Source organism: Comamonas antarctica, from assembly GCF_013363755.1.
Taxonomy (GTDB): Bacteria; Pseudomonadota; Gammaproteobacteria; order Burkholderiales; family Burkholderiaceae_C; genus Comamonas; species Comamonas antarctica.
The window spans coordinates 312,467-327,819 of the sequence record NZ_CP054841.1; the positions used below are offsets into that span (position 1 = coordinate 312,467).

The window sequence follows — 15,353 nt, forward strand, 5'->3', positions numbered from 1 at the left end:
CTTTTCCCTACAATCCAGGCCCGGACTCGCGGAGATATCGCATGACCCAAGTGCATTGCGTGCTGCACGCCAAAGGGGGTGTCGGCAAGTCGCTGGTGGCCGCGCTGCTGGCGCAGTATCTGGTGCACGCCGGCGCCGAACCGCTGTGCATCGATGCCGATCCGCTGCACGCCACGCTGGCGCGTTACGCCGGCCTGGCGGTGCACCCGCTGCCCTGGCATGCGGGCAATGCGCTCGATGCCCGCGCCTTCGACACGCTGCTGCAATGGGCTGGCGAGGCGACGCAGCCGGTGGTGATCGACACCAGCGCCAGCATCCATCTGCCGCTGCGGCACTATCTCGCCAGCGCCCGCGCGCAGCCGAGGCTGGCACGCATGCGCCACGGCTGGGTGCTGCATACGGTGGTCCCCGGCGGCCCGGCCTTTCTCGAGAGCGTCAACGGCCTGACGCAGCTGCTGGCCGATTGGCCCGAGGGCACGCGCTGCGTGCTCTGGCTGAACCCATACTGGGGCGCGCTGGCCCACGCGGGCCAGGGAATCGAGGCGCTTGCCGCCTACCGCGCGCAGCGCCAGCGCATCGCCGCGCTGCTGCACCTGCCCGCGCTGCGGCCGCAAACCGACGGCCGGGCGCTGGCGGCCCTGCTGGCGCGGCATATGACCTTTGCCCAAGCGCTGGCCACGCCGGCGTTCGGCATCCTGGAGCGGCAACGCCTGCGGCAGCTGCAGCGCGCGCTGTTTGCCCAGCTCGACATGGCGATGGTGCGGTGATGGAGCACCGCTTCACCTCCATCGAAGCGCTGCTCGAGGAGATCGCGGCCGAGAACCACCTGGACCTGGCGCGCGACGATCCGATCCTGGTGCTGCACACCATCCACCGGCGCGTGCTGCAGGACGGCCTCGAAGCCCAGCAGGCCCAACTCGACCAGTACCAGCAGGTGCTTGAAAGCCTCAGCCTGCGCTGGAGCGAGGACGCGCGCGACAAGGCCGAGCGCAGCCTCAATGCCGCGCTGGCCGCGGCCAGGGGCCTGCTCGCGCAGGCCGCGCACGAGCATGCCGCGGCCGGCGCCGTGGCGCTGCGGGCGCAACTCGATGCGGCGCTCGCGCGCCTGGATGCCTCGCTGGCCCAGGCGCAGCGCCACGCCTGGCTCCACCTGCTGGCTGCCGGCATCACGCTGTGCGCGGCCGCCGTCGCGGCCTGGGGGCTGCGGGCATAGGCCGAGCGCGCGCAGGTCGGCGATGATAGGCAGCTGCGCGCGCTGCCCGGCGCCGCGCCCGTCCATTGCCACGCCCCATGAAATCTTCTGCGCCCGCTTCCTTCATCACCGTCGAACAAGGCCTGCGCGCCGCTGGAGTCGGCAAATTCCAGTACCGGCTGTTCGTGATCTTCGGCCTGGTCTGGCTGGCTGACGCCATGCAGGTGCTGTCGATCGGCTTCAGCGCGCCGTCGATTGCCAAGAGCTTCGGCATCACCCTGCCCCAGGCCTTGAACACCGGCACGCTGTTCTTTGTCGGCATGCTGGTCGGCGCGTTTGCATTCGGCCGCCTGGCCGACCGCATCGGCCGGCGCCCAGTGCTGCTGCTGGCCGTGCTGCTCGACGCCTGCGCGGGCGTGGCCTCGGCGTTTGCGCCCGATCTGGCCTGGCTGCTCGTGCTGCGCTTCATCACCGGCGTCGGCGTCGGCGGCACGCTGCCCGTCGACTACACCTTGATGGCCGAGTTCCTGCCCAGCCAGCGCCGCGGCCGCTGGCTGGTGCTGCTGGAATCGTTCTGGGCCGTGGGCACCATTCTTCTCGCCGTGCTGTCGCTGGCGGCGGCCGCCTGGGGCGACGACGCCTGGCGCGTGATCTTCTTCGTCACCGGCATTCCCGCGCTGATCGGCGTGGTGCTGCGCTGGTACATTCCCGAGTCGCCGCTGTTTCTCAGCCGCAATGGCAAGCCGCAGCAGGCGCAGGCCGTGCTGCAGCGCGTGGCCGACACCAATGGCAGCGCGGCCGTGATCGGCGCGCTGCAGCCCGAGGCGCAGCAGCGCCGCTCGGCCCTTGCGCTGTTTGCGGGCGAACTGCGCCGGCGCAGCATCGGCTTGCTGCTGGCCTGGGCGCTGATCTCGATGGCTTATTACGGCGTGTTTGTCTACCTGCCCATCCAGCTGTCCGGCGCAGGCTTTGGCTTCATGCGCGGCCAGGAGTTCCTGGTGCTGCTGGCGCTGGTGCAACTGCCGGGCTTTGCGCTGTCGGCCCATGGTGTCGAGCGCTGGGGGCGCAAGCCGACGCTGATCGGCTTCCTGCTGCTGAGCGCCGCGGGCTGCCTGCTCTACAGCCTGGGCAGTACCACGCCGGTGGTGGTCGGCGCGACGCTGCTGCTGAGCTTTGCGCTGCTGGGCACCTGGGGCGCGCTCTATGCGTTCACGCCCGAGGTCTACCCCACCCCGCTGCGCGCCAGCGGCATGGGCCTGGCCGGCGCGGTGGCGCGCTTTGGCGGACTGTTTGCGCCGGCCATCATCGCGCCCCTCATGGCCACGCATTTCACGCTGTCGCTGTTCGTGCTGGCCGGCATGCTGCTCGCGGGCGCGCTGGCCATCGCCGCCGTCGACGTCGAATCACGCAACCGGGTGCTGGACTAGCTGTCGGCGCGGCACTGCGCCACGAACGACTGCACCCGTTCGAGCACCTGCGCCGCGCACTCGCGGTGCGGCACATGCCCGCAGGGCAGCGTTTGCACACCGACCGGGCCCGCGGCCAGCGCCGCAATGCGTTCGGGCTGGCGCGCCGAGCCGAATTCATCGTTGGCGCCCTGGAATGCCAGCACCGGGCAGCGCACCCGCGGCAGCACCGTATCCAGGCTCCAGCCGCGGAACTGCGGCGACAGCCAGGTATCGACCCAGGCGCCGAGCACCCAGCGTGCCTTGCCCGGGTGGTATTTCTCCAGCCGCTCGATCTGCCCCGGCGCCGCAAAGGAATCGCGCGCCGCGCGAATGCCATCCAGGGTCAGCGCTTCCACGAAGGACTGCGCCGACTCGGTGACGACCGCCACACAGCGTTCGGGATAGGCCGCGGCAATCGACAACGCCATGCCGCCGCCAACGCTATGGCCCAGCAGCAGGAAGCGATCGACGGCGGACGCCTCGAGTACGGCGGCAAAGCTGCCTTGCGCTTCGGTGCCGACGAAATCGGCGGCAAGCACACCGGGATGGGGAGCGGAGCGGCCAAAGCCCAGCCGGTCATAGCTGATGACCGGATGCCCCGTGGCCCGCGCCAGCTCGGCCGGAAAACCCCGCCACAGTTCGGTGCAGCCCAGCGAGTCATGCAGCAGCACGATGGGCGGGAGGGCGTCGCGCCCGGCAGGCGCCCAGCGCTGCGCATGCAGTGGGCCAGCGTCCGTGGACACGCGAATTTCCTGCACGGCCAGATCCCCGGATGCACTCATGCATGACCCCGCGTGGCGTTCGGAACTGGCGCAAGCTGGCATGGCTGACCCATCTTCATCTCCGTGGTGGTGAAGCTCGATGGTAAGCGCTGCCCGGTCGTGCGCCGTGCGCTTCAGTGCAGGGATTCCCCGCAGTAGGCGCTGCCCTTGCCCCAGGCGGCCTGCCCCGCGGCATCACTGGCCAGCGGGAAACGCGCATAGACTTTTTTCTCGCCGCGCGCGTGCCGGCCGGCCAGGCACTGCACCCCGCCCGGTGTCCATGCCGCACCGGGCAGGGCCGCATGCCGGGCGCGCGCGCTGATCCGGGTCGCATCGGGAAAGCGCTGCATGGCATCGGCGACGGCTTCACAGGTGCTGGGAGAGAACGCGGTGTAGCAAAACCCGCCGACATTGATGACGCAAAACCGCATGGAACTCCTGGAGTGCATTTGTATTCACCCTGTCTATCGGCAGGTCTGTGTCAAAATGAAACAAAAGATGCGATCTTCGTAGGTCCTGACAGATCCAAGACCGCGAAAAGCCGCGATCCGCCCGGCTATCTCGGGCGTTCGGCGCACAGCGCCCGCCAGGGACGGTGCGCCATTCCCGCGCGTAGGGCCATGCGTGAAAAATTCCCTGCGCCGCGCTGCGAAGAAACTAGAATCCGCGGGTTTACCCTGATTGCCACGCCACAGCCACCCGATGGCCGTCATGGCGATGTTTCCCACGTTCTCGATCCAGCAGCTCCCCCGATGTTCCCCCCCGATTCCCTTTCCCGCCGGCAAGCCCTGCTTGGCGCGGCGGCCGCCGTGCTGACGGCGTATGCCGGCCCGCTGCAGTCTTCCGCCCTGGCCGGCAGCGCTGCCGGGCCCGCGGCCGCCGCGGGCGCCTCGCCTTTCATGGCCTTGTCGCAGCTTCTGGTCAACCATGGCTTGAACGCCGCTGCCGGCGCCAAGATGGAAGCCTACGCGCGCGCGCACTTCCAGAATTTCGCCGACAGTTCCGCCGCCATCCTGCAGCTCGCGCAGCAGCGCCAGGCCACGGCCGTCGAGGATTTCTACGACGACATTCCCGAAGGTCCGCAGCGCGAACTCGCGCAGTGGATCATCTTTGCCTGGTACAGCGGCATGGCCGGCGCCGGCAACAAAGATGCCCTGTTCACCTACGAGCATGCGCTGACCTTCCAGGTCACGCGCGATGTGGTGCCGATTCCGTCGTATGGCTTCACCGCGCCGAATGCGTGGCAGGAGCTTGACAACGCGCCGCTGCTGCCGATTCCGCAATTCTGACAAGCGCGTGCCGACGGCGCGCGCCGGTACTGCCGGCGCGCGCGGGATGCCGTGCCTGCACGCCGGCGGCACGCCTGCGCAAAAAAACATTTCCACCATGAACCAGAATATTTCCGCCGACGTGGTCATCGTCGGCACGGGCGTCGTCGGCCTGACGATTGCCGAGCAAATGATCGATGCCGGCATCAGCGTGCTGATGCTCGAGGCCGGCCCGCGCGTCTACCGCAACGAGATCGTCGAGAACTTCCGCAACATGCCGCTGTCGAACAAGGGCAGCGCCAACTCGATCTACCCGCCGCGCCCCTGGGCGCCGCACCCCATGCCGGGCGACGACTATCTGCAGCTCTCGGGCCCGGACAGCTACGACCAGACCTATATCCGCTACGCCGGCGGATCGACCTGGCATTGGGCCGGCACCAGCTGGCGCCTGACGCCCGAGGACATGCGCCTGCACTCGCTCTATGGCGTGGGCCGCGACTGGGCTTTTGGCTACGACGTGCTCGAGCCCTACTACGTGCGCGCCGAACACGCCATCGGCATCTGCGGCCCATCGGACCCCGAGCAGCAATGGCCGCGCCTGCCGCGCTCCGCGCCCTACCCCATGCCGGCGCTGCCGCTGTCGCCGGGCGAGCAGAAGTTCACCGAAGTCGTCAAGGCGCAGCTGGGCCTGTCGAACATCCACGTCTCGCAGGCGCGCAACAGCGGCATGCCCTACCACGGCCGCCCGGCGTGCTGCGCCAACAACAACTGCGTGCCGGTCTGCCCGATCGGCGCCAAGTACGACGGCGAGACCGCCTTGCTGCGCCTGGAGCGCAAGGGCGTGAAGATCCTCTACGATGCCGTCGCCTACAAGATCGAATCGGGCGAAGGCAACCGCATCACCGCCGTGCACTACCTGGACCCGAACAAGCAGAGCCACCGCGTCACCGGCGGCCACTTCGTCACGGCCTGCAACGGCATCGAGACGCCCAAGCTGCTGCTGACGTCGGCCGACGCACGCAACCCCCGGGGCATTGCCAACAACAGCTCCGACCAGGTCGGCCGCAACATGATGGACCACCCGCAAAAGGGCTTCACCATCACCACCACCGAACCCTACTGGACCGGTGCCGGCCCGGTGGTGAACTCCGGCATCATGGAAACCTCGCAGGGCGACTTCCGCTCGCGCCATGCGGGCGCCTATTTCCGCCTCAACAACTTCGGCCGCAACCGCTTCGTCACCTTCAATGCGCTCAAGACCGGCAAGGTCGGCCGTGCGCTCGACGAGGAGATCCGCCGCCAGGCCGGCTGCACCACCAACGTGGTGATCGCGTTCGAGACCCTGGCCAATCCCGAGAACCGCCTGACCCTGTCGGACAAGAAGGACTGGCTGGGCCTGGCCAAGCCGGCCGTCCATTACGACGTGGGCGACTACACGCGCCGCTCGGCCGACGAATATGGCGTGCCGCTGCTGCACCGGATCGCCAAGGCCATGGGCGCAATCAAGGTGCAGGAGCCCAAGGGCTTCGCGCAAAGCAAGCACATCATGGGCGGCACCATCATGGGCAACGACGCCGCCACCTCCGTGGTGGATGCCGACTGCCGTGCGCACGACCACGCCAACCTGTTCATCCCGGGCGGCGGCGCCATGGCCAGCACGGCCTGCGGCAACTCGACCATCACCATGGTCGCCCTGGCCCTCAAGGCCGCCGATGCCTTGCAAGCGCAAGTGCGCAAAGCCTGAGCGCGGGAGACAACATGCTGCGAAACACCATCTCCCTCCTGTCCCGCCTGTCCCGCCTGTCCCGCCTTTCCCGCTTGCGGGCCGCGCGCCATGCCGGCGTGCTGGCGCTGGGCACCCTGGCCGCGGCCGGTGCCGCGCTGGCGCAGAACTACTCGCCCGAGCTGATTGAAAAGGGCCGCTACCTGGCCACGGCCTCGGACTGCATTGCCTGCCACACGGCCAGCAAGGCCCAGCCCATGGCCGGCGGGCATGCGATCTCGTCTCCGGTGGGCGAGATCGTGGCCACCAACATCACGCCCTCGAAGTCCCACGGCATCGGCAACTACAGCGAGCAGCAATTCGCCGACGCGCTGCGCAAGGGCGTGCGCGCCGACGGTGCGCGCCTGTACCCGGCCATGCCCTATACCGCGTTCGCGCGCTTCACCAACGAGGATGTGCACGCGCTCTACGCCTATTTCATGGAAGGCGTGGCACCCGTCGATGCGGCGCCCAAGGCCAGCACCGCGCTGCCGTTCCCGATGAACGTGCGCGCCTCGATGATCGGCTGGAACCTGCTGTTTGCCGATGGCAAGCCCTTCGAGCCCGACCCGGCGCAGACGCCGGAATGGAACCGCGGCGCCTATCTGGCCCAGGGCGCGGGCCACTGCGCGACCTGCCACACCCCGCGTGGCGCGCTGATGCAGGAGCTGGCCAGCCAGAGCCTGAGCGGCGCGCAGATCGGTGCCTGGTGGGCGCCCGACATCACCAACAGCCGCACGCATGGCATCGGCAGCTGGTCGGTGGACGATTTGACGCGGTATCTGGCCACCGGCCATTTGCCGGGCAAAGCCCAGGCCGCGGGCCCGATGGCCGAGGCGATCACGCACAGCTTCAGCCGCCTGCATGAGAGCGACCTGCGCGCGATCTCCCGCTATATCCTGTCGGTCTCGAGCCACCAGCCCGAAGACAGCGCCCAGCGCAACCGCTTTGGCTTCGGCCAGGCCACGGATGCCACCGCCGGCTTCCGCGGCACGTCCTTCGCCGAAGGCATGAAGCAAAGCGGCGTGGCGCTGGGCGCGCAGGTGTTCACCGCCAACTGCGCCTCGTGCCACGGCGCATCGGGCCAGGGCACGCAGGACGGCTACTACCCGGCGCTGTTCGGCAAGTCGATCACCGGCGAAGCCAATCCGTCCAACCTGATTGCGGCCATTCTCAACGGCGTCGACCGTGAGACGCCGCAAGGCGGCCATGTGTTCATGCCGCCGTTTGGCGACCAGGTCAATGCGATGGTGCCGCTGAAGAACGAAGAGGTGGCTGCGGTCTCGAACTTCCTGCTGACCAGCTATGGCAACCCCGCGGTTTCGGTCACGGCCGATCAGGTGCAGGTGATCCGCGAAGGCGGCGCGAAGTCCGGTCTGATCCTGCTGGCGCGCATCGGCATGGCGCTGGGCGCGGTCGTGGTGCTGGGGCTGGTGATGCTGGCGACCAAGCGCCGCCGCGCACGCCTGGAGCGTTAAGCCAGGCAGCCAAGAAAAAGCGCCGGGGCGGGCCCGGCGCTGTGGCTTAGAAACTTTCCCAGTCGCTCGCGCCGGCATCAGGCTTGCGGCTGGCGGCTTCGAGGCGTGCAGGCGGCGTGGCCGGGCGCTTGCCCGCGGCATGGGCCGGCGTGCGCAAGGCGGCCACGGGCGTGCCAGCCGCGTTGCCGGACTGGCCCGCGCCCAGCGTGAACACCGCCATGGCCTTGACCAGCTCGCCGGCCTGCACATTGAGCGCGCTCGCGGCCGCGGCCATTTCCTCGACCAGCGCCGCATTCTGCTGCGTGGCCTGGTCCATCTGTGTGACGGCCTCGCCAACCTGGCCCACGCCCGCGCTCTGCTCGCTGCTGGCGGCGCTGATCTCGCCCATGATGTCGGTCACGTTGCGGATCGCCTTGACCACTTGCGTCATCGTCGCGCCGGCCTTGTCCACCAGCGCGCTGCCCTGCTCGACGCGCTCGACGCTCGCGGTGATCAGGCCCTTGATCTCCTTGGCCGCCTCGGCGCTGCGGTGCGCCAGGCTGCGCACTTCGCCGGCTACCACCGCAAAGCCGCGGCCCTGCTCGCCCGCGCGCGCCGCCTCGACGGCGGCGTTGAGCGCGAGGATGTTGGTCTGGAAGGCAATGCCGTCGATCACCGAGATGATGTCGGCAATGCGTGCGCTGCTGGCGTTGATGCTCTTCATGGTGTCGACGACCTCGGCCACCACCTCCCCGCCTTGCGCGGCCACCGTCGATGCCTGCACCGCCAGTTCGTTGGCGGTGCGCGCATGCTCGGCGTTCTGGCGCACGGTCGAGCCCAGTTCCTCCATCGAGGAAGCGGTCTGCTCCAGCGCCGCGGCCTGCTCTTCGGTGCGTGCCGACAGGTCGTTGTTGCCCGAGGCAATCTGCACGCTGGCCGAGGCCACGCCTTCGGCATTGCGCCGCACCAGGCCGACCGTGGCGGCCAGGCTGCTTTGCATCTGCTGCATGGCACGCAGCAGCTGTCCGGTTTCGTCCTGGGAATGGACCTCGATCTCGGCGCTCAGATCGCCGCCGGCAATGCGCTCGCAGACCGCCACCGCGCGCCGCAGCGGGCCGATGATGGAGCCGATGATGCCCAGCGCCAGCACGATGGCCGCCAGCACCGCGACGACGGCAGCGATCAGGATGTCGCGCTGCAGCGCCGCGCCGCTGGCCTCGGCACGCTCGCCGGCCTGCTTGGCCAGGCCTTCCTGCAGCGCCAGCTCTTCCTGGATGTCGCCATGGTAGGCGCGCTGCGCCGTGCGGTAGCTGTCCTCGAGCAGCACCATGGCCTCATCGCGGCGCCCCTGCTGCAGCAATGCCAGGTATTGGTCACCCGCAGCCACGAAGGCCGCGCGCGAGGCTTTCATCTTTGCCAGCATGGCCTGGCCTTCGCGCGTGTCGACCAGGGTGTCAATGGTCTTGAACTGCTCCTCGACCTGGCGCTTGCCCGCGGCAATGCGCTCGAGCCAGGACTGCTGCGTGGCGCTGGAGCTGAACAGCGCCAGGTTGCGCACCAGGATGGCTTCTTCGTTGACCTGGTCGAAAACGATGTTCAGGGATTTGCTCAGCACGGCCCGGCGCTGCAGCACATCGGTGAGCTCGGCGCGCTGCTGCGCGGAGCGCCACAGGCCGATGCCGGCCAGCGCGATGAGCAGCAGCACCATGATGCTGAACGCCACGATCAGGCGTGACGAAATTTTGAATCGGTTCATGGGTGGGGGTCCTAAGGAGGGGAGGCGCAGGCGCGCGGCGCATGGCGCAGCGCGGCCGGCAGCGGCCGGCTTATGGCCGCCGGCAATGAAACGGGTACTCGAATGACAGGCTTGTTGGCGGCCACGACCGGGCAAAGGTCGGAGCTGCTGCGCCCATGCGAAGGTTTAGATACGAGTAACTGATTGCACTGAAAATTTCCACAAAATAACAACTGTTACAAGTCTAAAGCACGCATCTAGGCCCACGTTGGAACGCGATAGTCATTCCTGTAGGATGGCGCCGCGAACAAGGGTCGGCGCGCCCTAGCCACATATCTGTGCAGTGCTTTGCGCCGCCGGCGCCGCGGCTGCTAAGCTGGCAGCGGGCCTACAAGCTGCATGGAGGGCGACAATGCCACCTGACCCGACCGACTATCGGATCCTCGCGCACCTGCAAGCACATGGCCGTGCCAGCGCGCGCGCGGTCGCGGAAATCGTCAACCTGTCGCCGCGCGCGACGCTGGCGCGCATCCGTGCGCTGGAAAAGCACGGCCACCTGCGCGGCTACCACGCCGTGCTCGACCGGGCGCTGCTGGGCGCGCATGTCGCGGTGTTCGCGGAAGTGGCGCTCAAGGACCAGCGGCCCGAGGCCGTGCGCCTGTTCGAGCGGCACGCGGCGGCCTGCCCCGAGGTGCTGGCCTGCCATCTGGTCAGCGGGCGCTTTGACTACCTGCTGCGGTTTTGCTGCCGCGACCTGGCGCATTACTAGGCACTGACCAATGCCTGGCTCGAGCACCCGCAGCTGGGCATAGAGAAGATCGTCACCAGCACCGAACTCAAGACGGTGAAGGAGTTCAGCGGCTTTCCGCTGCCGCCCGCAGCGCGCCGAAGGGGCTGAGCCCGGCCATGCTTTCAGCCGTTTCGGCGGCGCAGGTGGCGCATTTGCGCGTTTGCCGCATGCGCCCGCGCCATAGACTGGGGTGTGGCCGCGGCGCGGCATACGACACGGAGGGCATGACATGACCAAGTACCTGGGCGTGGCCGAGCTGCAGCGCATGCTGGCCGAGATCGGCGCCGAGACCATGCTGGCGCAGATGGCCGGTTTCATCCGCGAGGACTTCCTGCGCTGGAACCATTACGAGAAGTGCGCGCGCAGCGCCCACCACTCGCGCGTGGGTGTCATCGAGCTGATGCCGGTTTCGGATGAAAAGCTGTTTGCGTTCAAGTATGTCAACGGCCATCCGCGCAATCCGCTGCGCCGGCTGCCCACCGTCATGGCCTTTGGCATGCTCGCCGAGGTCGCCACCGGCTATCCCCTGCTGCTCAGCGAGCTGACCATCACCACCGCACTGCGCACCGCCGCGACTTCGGTCGTGGCGGCGCGCTGCTTGGCGCGCCCCGGCAGCCGCCGCATGGCGCTGATCGGCAATGGCGCGCAAAGCGAGTTCCAGGCCATTGCCTTCATGGCGGCGCTGGGCATCGACGAAATCCGCGCCTTCGACGTCGACCGCAAGGCCACCGAACGCCTGCAGGCCAATCTGGCGCCGTACATTCAGGCGCGCCGCGTGCAGGTGCGTGCCATGGCCTCGGTGCGCGAAGCCGTGGCCGGCGCCGATATCGTCACCACCATCACGGCCGACAAGGCGCGGGCGCAGGTTCTTGACGACGACATGGTGCAGCCGGGCATGCATCTCAACGCCGTGGGCGGCGACTGCCCGGGCAAGACCGAGCTCGATGCGCGCATCCTGGAGCGCGCCACGGTGGTGGTCGAGTATGCGCCGCAGACGCGCATCGAAGGCGAGCTTCAGCAGATGCCCGCGGATTTTCCGGTGCAGGAGCTGTGGCAGCTGCTGCAGCACGGCGGCGGCCGGACTGGCGACGGCGACATCACGCTGTTTGATTCGGTGGGCTTTGCGCTCGAGGACCTGTCGGCGCTGCGCTACCTGCAGCAGCTGGCCGACACGCTGGAGCTGGGACAGCAACTCGACCTCGTGCCGCGCCTGCGCGACCCCAAGGACTTGTATGGCTGCGCGCTGGGCCGCCCCGCGGCGTTCGCGCTGGCCGATTGAGGAGGCATGCCATGCTGCACACACCCCGGCCGGTCGAGATCGTCAGCGCCGCGATTGGCGAGGGCGCGCGCGACGGCGGCTGCAAATACGGCGCCAGCGCGCTGCTGGCCGCGGGCCTGGCGCAGGCGCTGAGCGATTCGGGCTGCGAAGTCGGCGCCCGCACCATGGTCACTTCCGATCCACTGCAGGCCACCGACCGCATGGACACCGTGGCGCGCTTCAACCAGGCGCTGGCCGAAGCGGTGGCGCCGCTGGCGCTGACCGGCGCACAGCTGCTGGTGCTGGGCGGCGACCATTCCTGCGCGGTGGGCAGCTGGAGCGGCATGGCGCAGGCGCTGCGCCCGCATGGCCGGCTTGGGCTGATCTGGGTCGACGCGCACCTCGACGCCCACACGCCCGAGTCCTCCGAGTCCAATGCCCCGCACGGCATGCCGCTGGCGGCGCTGCTGGGCCATGGCAGCGCCGCGTTGACGCAATTGTTTGGCTGGAGCGGCAAGATCCGCCCGGAAAACCTGGCCATCATTGGCGCGCGCAGCTATGAAAGCGCCGAGCGCCAATTGCTCGAATCGCTGGGCGTGCAGGTGATCTATATGGAGGAAGTGGCGCGGCGCGGCTTCGAGGACTGCTTTGCGCAGGCCCGGGCCGCGGTGACGGCCGGCTGCGCGGGCTGGGGCGTGAGCCTCGACATCGACGGGCTCGATCCGGGCGATGCGCCGGCCACGGGCACGCCGGTCGCGCATGGCATTGCGCTGGCCGAGGCCATGGCCGCGCTGCGCAGCTGCCACGGCGATCCGCGCTTGGTCGGCCTGGAGATCGTTGAATACAACCCGCTGCACGACTTCGGCGGCCAGACCGCGCGCGCCGTGATCGCGCTGGCGGTGGCCGGCCTGGGCGTGCCAGCCACGGCGGCCAGCGCGGCCCTGGCGGCGCGGCCGGCGTGAGCCAACCCCTGCCAGCGCGCGCTCAGATGCTTTCGTGCACCGGCACCACGCCACTGCGCATGGCCGCGGCCAGTTCGGCCTGCACCTGGTCGCGGCTCAAGCCCGCCGCCGCCGGCTGCGCGGGGTAGTTGCCGGGTGCGAGCTGGTTGGCTTTGAGGCCGCTCACGCCATCGACGGGAATCTCGCCCAGGCGCTGGGCTTCGGCCAGCTCGGCAATGACCTGGGCGCGTGTCTTGCCGGCCACGGCCTGGGCGGGATAGTTGCCCGGCGCGACGTCCCTGGCCTTGAGGCCGGATTCCTGGTTGGCCAGCAGCTCGCCATTGCGCTGCGCCTGGGCCAGTTCGGCGTTGACCTGCGCGCGCGTCAGCGGCGCCTGGGTGTCGGCGGCCATTGCCGAGCCCGCGGTCCAGGCGGCGAAAGTGATGGCGAGAACGGACATTGCAGTGCTTTTCATGATCTGGGTTCCTTGTGCTTTGTTGTTGGAGGTGGATGGACAGCTGCTGCTGCCCCGTCCATGGAGTGAACTTTAAAATTTCCCCGATCAAAGATAAACAGCGCAAAAGGAATTCGTGTGTTTCCAAAAATGGAATAATCCCGGCTTTATCTACCGGGAGTGAACATGGACCGTCTGCTGTCAATGCGGGTGTTCGAGCGCGTGGTCAACGAAGGCGGCTTTGCCGCGGCGGCACGCTCCCTGGACCTGTCGGCGCCCGTGGTCACGCGGCTCGTGGCCGATCTCGAGGACCACCTGGGCACGCGCCTGCTGCAGCGCTCGACGCGCCGGCTGGCGCTGACCGAGGCCGGCCAGAGCTATCTGAGCCGCGTGCGCAACATCCTGCAGGACATCGACGAAGCCGACGCCGTGACGCGCTCGCAGAGCACCGAGCTCGAAGGCCTGCTGCGCGTGCACGCGCCGCCGGTGCTGGCCAGCTATGTGCTCGGGCCGCTGCTGGCCGGCTTTCGCCAGCGCTATCCGAAGATCGCGTTCGACATCGAGGTCGAGTCAAGCAACGAACCGCCGTTCGAGGAGTTCGACATCACGCTGATGGGCGCCGATGAAAGCTTCAATGGCGAGATCGTGGCGCGCAAGGTGATTGAAACCGAGGCCATCCTGGTGGCGTCGCCCGGCTACCTGCAGCGCCGCGGCACGCCGGCGCAGCCCGAGGACTTGCTGCAGCACGACTGCCTGCGCCTCAAGCCAGCCACCGGCCGTGTGCGCGCCTGGCGCATGTGGCGTGAGAGCGACCCGGCCACGCTGCGCGAGATTGCCGTGACGCCGGTGATTGCCGCCAACCACACCGACACGCTGCTGCGCGCGGCGCTCGATGGCGCGGGCATCACCTCGGTGGCCATGGACACCGTCGTGCCCTGGCTGGCGCGCGGCGAACTGGTGCGCGTGCTCAGTCCCTGGATCACGGGCCGGCTGATGATGTATGCGGCCCTGCCCAGCCGCAAGTTCATCCCGCAGCGCACGCGCGTGTTTCTCGACTACCTGGTCGAGCAGGCGCGCGAGCAGGCCAGCAGCGCCTTGCAGGCCTGCGCGGCGCGCGGCTGCTGAGGCCCGCGACCGGCGTCAATGGCAGACGCAGGCCTCGCCATGCGCGGCAGCCACCAGTTCCTTGAGAATGCCGCAGCCCTGGTGCGCATGCTCACCGCTGCAGGCACTGCGCAGCTGCAGCAATTGCCGCTCCAGCGCCTGCATGCTTTGCAGCCGCGCGCGCACGCGCGCCAGCTGCGCGTCGACCAGTTCCTCCACATCGACGCAGGCCGCGCGCGGTGCATCGATGGCTTCGAGCAGGCGGCGCACATCAGGCAGCGGGATGTCAAGCGCGCGGCAGTGGCGGATGAAGGCCAGCCGCTCCAGATGCAGCGGCGCGTAGTCGCGGTAGCCGTTCGCCAGCCGCGCCGGCTCGGGCCACAGGCCCTGCTTTTCGTAGAAGCGGATGGTTTCGACATCGACGCCGGTGGCGCGCGCGAGTTGCTTGATCTGCATGGCAGCGGTCTTTGAAGTCGATTTGCAATGGAGGCTTGACACTGTAGCAGCTACAGGGTTTTGAATAGCGCCATTCACTTCAGGAGAACCCATGTCCAGCCACTGCTGCAGCCACGAAACCCCGCAACCCGACCGCGTACAAAACCTGGGCCGCATGCGCCGCGTGCTCTGGATTGCGCTGCTGGTCAACGCCGCGATGTTCTTTGTCGAGATCGCCAGCAGCCTCGGCGCGGGCTCGCTGTCGCTGTTTGCCGATGCCATCGATTTTGGCGGCGATGCGCTGAACTACGGCGTGTCGCTCGCGGTGCTGGCCTCGGCGCTGGCCTGGCGCGCGCGTGCCGCGCTGCTCAAGGCGCTGTGCATGCTGGGCTTTGGTGTCTACATCCTCGCCAGCGCGCTGTGGACGCTCTACAGCGGCGGCGTGCCGCATGCCGCGACCATGGGCGTGGTCGCGCTGCTGGGCCTGCTGGCCAATCTGGCTGTCGCCTGGATGCTGTATGCGTTTCGTGAGGGCGACGCCAACATGCGCAGCGTCTGGCTGTGCTCGCGCAACGACGCCATCGGCAACCTGGCCGTGCTGCTGGCCGCGCTGGGCGTGTTCGGCACCGGCAGCGCCTGGCCGGATCTGCTGGTCGCCAGCCTGATGGCGGCGCTGGCGCTGCACGGCGGCTGGAGCGTGCTGCGGCAGGCGCGCGCCGAGCTGCGCGCCCCGGTCCGCGCGCACTGA

16 protein-coding genes are annotated in these 15,353 nt (G+C 68.7%); 11 read left to right on the plus strand and 5 right to left on the minus strand.

Annotated features, from left to right (window positions below; translation table 11 throughout):
* Positions 1–41: 41 nt before the first annotated feature.
* From HUK68_RS20820 to HUK68_RS20830, 3 genes are all read left to right on the plus strand, one after another.
* Positions 42–767 carry a nucleotide-binding protein gene (locus tag HUK68_RS20820; protein ID WP_175506157.1) on the plus strand — a complete coding sequence of 242 codons (726 nt, stop codon included), beginning with the start codon at positions 42–44 and terminating at the stop codon, positions 765–767.
* On the plus strand, positions 767–1,213 hold the full coding sequence (locus tag HUK68_RS20825; protein WP_175506158.1) for a conjugal transfer protein TraM: 447 nt from the start codon (positions 767–769) through the stop codon (positions 1,211–1,213). The genes HUK68_RS20820 and HUK68_RS20825 overlap by 1 nt, the downstream gene beginning before the upstream one ends.
* Before the next feature lie 77 nt (positions 1,214–1,290).
* Positions 1,291–2,619 carry an MFS transporter gene (locus tag HUK68_RS20830; protein WP_175506159.1) on the plus strand — a complete coding sequence of 443 codons (1,329 nt, stop codon included), beginning with the start codon at positions 1,291–1,293 and terminating at the stop codon, positions 2,617–2,619.
* Here the strand turns inward: HUK68_RS20830 and HUK68_RS20835 are convergent.
* Both HUK68_RS20835 and HUK68_RS20840 read right to left on the minus strand, forming a co-directional pair.
* Complete coding sequence (locus HUK68_RS20835; RefSeq protein ID WP_175506160.1) at positions 2,616–3,422, minus strand: alpha/beta fold hydrolase; 807 nt, start codon at positions 3,420–3,422, stop codon at positions 2,616–2,618. The genes HUK68_RS20830 and HUK68_RS20835 overlap by 4 nt on opposite strands.
* 113 nt (positions 3,423–3,535) lie before the next feature.
* Positions 3,536–3,832, minus strand: a complete 297-nt coding sequence (locus HUK68_RS20840; RefSeq protein ID WP_175505912.1) for a hypothetical protein — start codon at positions 3,830–3,832, stop codon at positions 3,536–3,538.
* A gap of 321 nt (positions 3,833–4,153) precedes the next feature.
* Between HUK68_RS20840 and HUK68_RS20845 the strand changes: the two genes are divergently transcribed.
* The 3 genes from HUK68_RS20845 to HUK68_RS20855 all read left to right on the plus strand — a co-directional run bounded on the left by HUK68_RS20845 (position 4,154) and on the right by HUK68_RS20855 (position 7,909).
* Positions 4,154–4,690: a sugar dehydrogenase complex small subunit gene (locus HUK68_RS20845; RefSeq protein ID WP_175506161.1), complete on the plus strand. Its 537-nt coding sequence runs from the start codon at positions 4,154–4,156 to the stop codon at positions 4,688–4,690.
* Between the two features lie 97 nt (positions 4,691–4,787).
* Positions 4,788–6,413: a GMC family oxidoreductase gene (locus HUK68_RS20850; RefSeq protein WP_175506162.1), complete on the plus strand. Its 1,626-nt coding sequence runs from the start codon at positions 4,788–4,790 to the stop codon at positions 6,411–6,413.
* A gap of 14 nt (positions 6,414–6,427) precedes the next feature.
* Complete coding sequence (locus HUK68_RS20855) at positions 6,428–7,909, plus strand: cytochrome c (protein WP_175506163.1); 1,482 nt, start codon at positions 6,428–6,430, stop codon at positions 7,907–7,909.
* Positions 7,910–7,955: 46 nt separating this feature from the next.
* Here the strand turns inward: HUK68_RS20855 and HUK68_RS23460 are convergent, their stop codons facing one another.
* The gene (locus tag HUK68_RS23460) at positions 7,956–9,644 is read right to left on the minus strand and encodes a methyl-accepting chemotaxis protein (RefSeq protein WP_175506164.1); all 1,689 of its coding nucleotides are present in this window, start codon (positions 9,642–9,644) and stop codon (positions 7,956–7,958) included.
* 391 nt (positions 9,645–10,035) lie between these two features.
* Here HUK68_RS23460 and HUK68_RS20865 point away from each other — a divergent pair, with 391 nt between their 5' ends.
* The 3 genes from HUK68_RS20865 to HUK68_RS20875 all read left to right on the plus strand — a co-directional run bounded on the left by HUK68_RS20865 (position 10,036) and on the right by HUK68_RS20875 (position 12,633).
* Positions 10,036–10,392 (plus strand): Lrp/AsnC family transcriptional regulator, encoded by a 357-nt coding sequence (locus HUK68_RS20865; protein WP_175506165.1) that lies wholly within the window; start codon positions 10,036–10,038, stop codon positions 10,390–10,392.
* 250 nt (positions 10,393–10,642) lie between these two features.
* Positions 10,643–11,692, plus strand: a complete 1,050-nt coding sequence (ocd, locus tag HUK68_RS20870) for an ornithine cyclodeaminase (protein WP_175506166.1) — start codon at positions 10,643–10,645, stop codon at positions 11,690–11,692.
* Between the two features lie 11 nt (positions 11,693–11,703).
* Positions 11,704–12,633: an arginase gene (locus tag HUK68_RS20875; protein WP_175506167.1), complete on the plus strand. Its 930-nt coding sequence runs from the start codon at positions 11,704–11,706 to the stop codon at positions 12,631–12,633.
* Positions 12,634–12,655: 22 nt separating this feature from the next.
* Here the strand turns inward: HUK68_RS20875 and HUK68_RS20880 are convergent, their stop codons facing one another.
* A complete protein-coding gene (locus HUK68_RS20880; protein WP_175506168.1) occupies positions 12,656–13,087 on the minus strand; it encodes a DUF4148 domain-containing protein in 432 nt (143 codons plus the stop codon).
* 165 nt (positions 13,088–13,252) lie between these two features.
* On the opposite strand from HUK68_RS20880, the gene HUK68_RS20885 reads away from it, so the two are divergent.
* A complete protein-coding gene (locus HUK68_RS20885; RefSeq protein WP_175506169.1) occupies positions 13,253–14,191 on the plus strand; it encodes a LysR family transcriptional regulator in 939 nt (312 codons plus the stop codon).
* 15 nt (positions 14,192–14,206) lie between these two features.
* Here HUK68_RS20885 and HUK68_RS20890 read toward each other — a convergent pair whose 3' ends face one another.
* Positions 14,207–14,626 (minus strand): Cd(II)/Pb(II)-responsive transcriptional regulator, encoded by a 420-nt coding sequence (locus HUK68_RS20890; protein WP_175506170.1) that lies wholly within the window; start codon positions 14,624–14,626, stop codon positions 14,207–14,209.
* 91 nt (positions 14,627–14,717) lie between these two features.
* Here HUK68_RS20890 and HUK68_RS20895 point away from each other — a divergent pair, with 91 nt between their 5' ends.
* Positions 14,718–15,353: a cation efflux transmembrane domain-containing protein gene (locus HUK68_RS20895; protein ID WP_175506171.1), complete on the plus strand. Its 636-nt coding sequence runs from the start codon at positions 14,718–14,720 to the stop codon at positions 15,351–15,353.

Coding starts and splice junctions, on each gene's coding strand:
- HUK68_RS20825 (WP_175506158.1), top strand. CDS start 767: ATGGAGCACCGCTTCACCTCCATCGAAGCGCTGCTCGAGGAGATCGCG.
- HUK68_RS20835 (WP_175506160.1), bottom strand. CDS start 3,422: ATGAGTGCATCCGGGGATCTGGCCGTGCAGGAAATTCGCGTGTCCACG.
- HUK68_RS20890 (WP_175506170.1), bottom strand. CDS start 14,626: ATGCAGATCAAGCAACTCGCGCGCGCCACCGGCGTCGATGTCGAAACC.
- HUK68_RS20865 (WP_175506165.1), top strand. CDS start 10,036: ATGCCACCTGACCCGACCGACTATCGGATCCTCGCGCACCTGCAAGCA.
- HUK68_RS20845 (WP_175506161.1), top strand. CDS start 4,154: ATGTTCCCCCCCGATTCCCTTTCCCGCCGGCAAGCCCTGCTTGGCGCG.
- HUK68_RS23460 (WP_175506164.1), bottom strand. CDS start 9,644: ATGAACCGATTCAAAATTTCGTCACGCCTGATCGTGGCGTTCAGCATC.
- HUK68_RS20855 (WP_175506163.1), top strand. CDS start 6,428: ATGCTGCGAAACACCATCTCCCTCCTGTCCCGCCTGTCCCGCCTGTCC.
- HUK68_RS20830 (WP_175506159.1), top strand. CDS start 1,291: ATGAAATCTTCTGCGCCCGCTTCCTTCATCACCGTCGAACAAGGCCTG.
- HUK68_RS20885 (WP_175506169.1), top strand. CDS start 13,253: ATGGACCGTCTGCTGTCAATGCGGGTGTTCGAGCGCGTGGTCAACGAA.
- HUK68_RS20840 (WP_175505912.1), bottom strand. CDS start 3,832: ATGCGGTTTTGCGTCATCAATGTCGGCGGGTTTTGCTACACCGCGTTC.
- HUK68_RS20880 (WP_175506168.1), bottom strand. CDS start 13,087: ATGAAAAGCACTGCAATGTCCGTTCTCGCCATCACTTTCGCCGCCTGG.
- ocd (WP_175506166.1), top strand. CDS start 10,643: ATGACCAAGTACCTGGGCGTGGCCGAGCTGCAGCGCATGCTGGCCGAG.
- HUK68_RS20875 (WP_175506167.1), top strand. CDS start 11,704: ATGCTGCACACACCCCGGCCGGTCGAGATCGTCAGCGCCGCGATTGGC.
- HUK68_RS20850 (WP_175506162.1), top strand. CDS start 4,788: ATGAACCAGAATATTTCCGCCGACGTGGTCATCGTCGGCACGGGCGTC.
- HUK68_RS20895 (WP_175506171.1), top strand. CDS start 14,718: ATGTCCAGCCACTGCTGCAGCCACGAAACCCCGCAACCCGACCGCGTA.
- HUK68_RS20820 (WP_175506157.1), top strand. CDS start 42: ATGACCCAAGTGCATTGCGTGCTGCACGCCAAAGGGGGTGTCGGCAAG.